Annotated in this window: 2 tRNA genes and 2 rRNA genes; all 4 read left to right on the plus strand. The window is 45.5% G+C overall.

Going from position 1 to position 3595, the window contains the following annotated elements:
- The first annotated feature begins 38 nt into the window (after positions 1 to 38).
- Positions 39 to 1559: ribosomal RNA gene (locus ETU08_RS00410) — 16S ribosomal RNA — on the plus strand.
- A gap of 184 nt (positions 1560 to 1743) precedes the next feature.
- Positions 1744 to 1817, plus strand: a tRNA-Ile gene (locus ETU08_RS00415).
- A 14-nt stretch (positions 1818 to 1831) separates the two neighbouring features.
- A tRNA-Ala gene (locus tag ETU08_RS00420) sits at positions 1832 to 1905 on the plus strand.
- 148 nt (positions 1906 to 2053) lie between these two features.
- Positions 2054 to 3595, plus strand: a 23S ribosomal RNA gene (locus tag ETU08_RS00425); the annotation flags it as partial.

Consider the following 3595-nt stretch of genomic DNA (forward strand, 5'->3'; position numbering starts at 1 on the left):
TTTTTTTTGAGAACAGGTACTTGACATTATAAGAAATTACAATGGAGAGTTTGATCCTGGCTCAGGATGAACGCTAGCGGGAGGCTTAACACATGCAAGCCGAGGGGTATTAGTGAGCTTGCTTACTAAGAGACCGGCGCACGGGTGCGTAACGCGTATGTAACTTGCCTTTATCACGGGGATAGCCCGAGGAAACTCGGATTAATACCGGATAACATAAACATCGGCATCGAAGTTTATTAAAAGATTTATCAGATAGAGATAGGCATGCGTAGGATTAGCTAGTTGGTAAGGTAACGGCTTACCAAGGCAATGATCCTTAGGGGGCCTGAGAGGGTGATCCCCCACACTGGAACTGAGACACGGACCAGACTCCTACGGGAGGCAGCAGTGAGGAATATTGGACAATGGGTGAGAGCCTGATCCAGCCATCCCGCGTGAAGGATGACAGCCCTATGGGTTTTAAACTTCTTTTGTATGAGAATAAACCTACTCTCGTGAGAGTAGCTGAAGGTATCATACGAATAAGCATCGGCTAACTCCGTGCCAGCAGCCGCGGTAATACGGAGGATGCGAGCGTTATCCGGATTTATTGGGTTTAAAGGGTCCGTAGGCGGATTAGTAAGTCAGCGGTGAAATCCTACAGCTCAACTGTAGAACTGCCGTTGATACTGTTAATCTTGAATAGTATTGAAGTAGCCGGAATGTGTAGTGTAGCGGTGAAATGCATAGATATTACACAGAACACCAATTGCGAAGGCAGGTTACTAAATACCGATTGACGCTGATGGACGAAAGCGTGGGGAGCGAACAGGATTAGATACCCTGGTAGTCCACGCCGTAAACGATGGATACTCGTTGTTGGGGATTAATTCTCAGTGACTAAGCGAAAGTAATAAGTATCCCACCTGGGGAGTACGACCGCAAGGTTGAAACTCAAAGGAATTGACGGGGGCCCGCACAAGCGGTGGAGCATGTGGTTTAATTCGATGATACGCGAGGAACCTTACCAGGGCTTAAATGGGAATTGCTTTATTTGGAAACAAATATTTCTTCGGACAATTTTCAAGGTGCTGCATGGTTGTCGTCAGCTCGTGCCGTGAGGTGTCAGGTTAAGTCCTATAACGAGCGCAACCCCTATCATTAGTTGCCATCGAGTCAAGTCGGGAACTCTAATGAGACTGCCGGTGCAAACCGAGAGGAAGGTGGGGATGACGTCAAATCATCACGGCCCTTACGTCCTGGGCCACACACGTGCTACAATGGCCGGTACAGAGGGCAGCTACACAGCGATGTGATGCGAATCTCTAAAGCCGGTCTCAGTTCGGATTGGAGTCTGCAACTCGACTCTATGAAGCTGGAATCGCTAGTAATCGCATATCAGCCATGATGCGGTGAATACGTTCCCGGGCCTTGTACACACCGCCCGTCAAGCCATGGAAGCTGGGGGTGCCTGAAGTTGGTGACCGTAACAGGAGCTACCTAGGGTAAAACTAGTGACTGGGGCTAAGTCGTAACAAGGTAGCCGTACCGGAAGGTGCGGCTGGAATATCTCTTTTTTAGAGTACACAAGTCAAAACCAAAGAGCTTGAAAAAAAAGTTCTTTCAGGGCTATTTCTGTTAAAAAAAGTCTATAAATAAAATATAACACCCCTTAGAAAGCCATTTGGTGGGAATCAAAGGTAAGATAAAGGATCAAAAGAGTAAGAAAAGAGATCCCAATTAGGGCGTAAGACCTAATACAGTCTCATAGCTCAGCCGGTTAGAGCGCTACACTGATAATGTAGAGGTCGGCAGTTCGAGTCTGCCTGAGACTACTAAAGGTTAGAAAGGGGAATTAGCTCAGTTGGCTAGAGCGCCTGCCTTGCACGCAGGAGGTCAAGGGTTCGACTCCCTTATTCTCCACAACAGCTTATAGTAAGAAAGTATATATTAATATATATAAAAACTTAAGATAAGTACAGTTATATTTTGAAGATCATTGACATTATTGGAATTTTATATAGAAAAAAATAAACCGAGCGATCAATTTAATAAAATTGGTCACTAAAGGAAAGAAATCGTTAAGAGCGTATGGCGGATGCCTAGGCTTCAAGAGGCGAAGAAAGACGTGGTAAGCTGCGAAAAGCTGCGGGGATCGGCACACACGACATGATCCGCAGATCTCTGAATGGGGCAACCCACTATGCAAGAGCATAGTATTCCCGTAAGGGAAGGCGAACCTTCCGAACTGAAACATCTAAGTAAGAAGAGGAAAAGAAATCAAAAGAGATTCCGAGAGTAGTGGCGAGCGAAATTGGAATAGCCCAAAAGTTTATATAATTATAGTAGAATCCTTTGGAAAGAGGAACCAAAGCAGGTGATAGTCCCTTATACGAAATAATTACATAGATGAAAATGAGTAGGGCGGGACACGTGAAATCCTGTCTGAATATGGGGGGACCATCCTCCAAGGCTAAATACTCCTTGAAGACCGATAGCGAACAAGTACCGTGAGGGAAAGGTGAAAAGTATTTCGAAAAGAAAGATGAAAAAGATCCTGAAACCATACGCTTACAAGCGGTCGGAGCACATTTATTGTGTGACGGCGTGCCTTTTGCATAATGAGCCTACGAGTTAATTTCACTAGCGAGGTTAAGTAGTTCAGCTACGCAGCCGTAGCGAAAGCGAGTCTGAATAGGGCGCTATAGTTAGTGGGATTAGACGCGAAACCTTGTGATCTATCCATGGGCAGGTTGAAGCTTTGGTAACACAAAGTGGAGGACCGAACCGGTTGACGTTGAAAAGTCTTCGGATGACCTGTGGTTAGGGGTGAAAGGCTAATCAAACTGGGAGATAGCTCGTACTCCCCGAAATGCATTTAGGTGCAGCGTTAAGAATGAGTATAATAGAGGTAGAGCTACTGATTGGATGCGGGGGTTTCACCGCCTACCAAATCCTGACAAACTCCGAATGCTATTATATGCTTCTTAGCAGTGAGGGCATGGGTGCTAAGGTCCATGTCCGAGAGGGAAACAACCCAGAGCAACAGCTAAGGTCCCGAAATGTATACTAAGTTGAAAAAACGAGGTCAAACTGCCCAGACAGCTAGGATGTTGGCTTGGAAGCAGCCATTCATTTAAAGAGTGCGTAACAGCTCACTAGTCGAGCGGTTTGGCATGGATAATACTCGGGCATAAGTATACTACCGAAGCTATGCGAAGTAATTAAATTATTTCGGTAGGGGAGCATTCTATTGGCGCAGAAGCAGTAAGGTGACTTATTGTGGAGCAGATAGAAAAGAAAATGTAGGCATAAGTAACGATAATGAAGGTGAGAAACCTTCACGCCGTAAATCCAAGGTTTCCTCAGCTATGCTAATCAGCTGAGGGTTAGTCGGGACCTAAGGTTAATCCGAAAGGAGATATCGATGGGAAATCAGTTAATATTCTGATACCGCCTGTAAATTCGATGGAGTGACAAAGTAATGACACTGCCGCGTACTGACGGAATAGTACGTTAAAGCCTGTAGGTAAATCTTTGATAGTAAAATGCGTCAGAGATGCCGAAGGTGATAGTACCAGGAAGCTTCGGTGGAATGGATAGTGCAGGTAAG

The organism is Apibacter muscae (assembly GCF_007845635.1).
GTDB classification, from domain to species: Bacteria; Bacteroidota; Bacteroidia; order Flavobacteriales; family Weeksellaceae; genus Apibacter; species Apibacter muscae.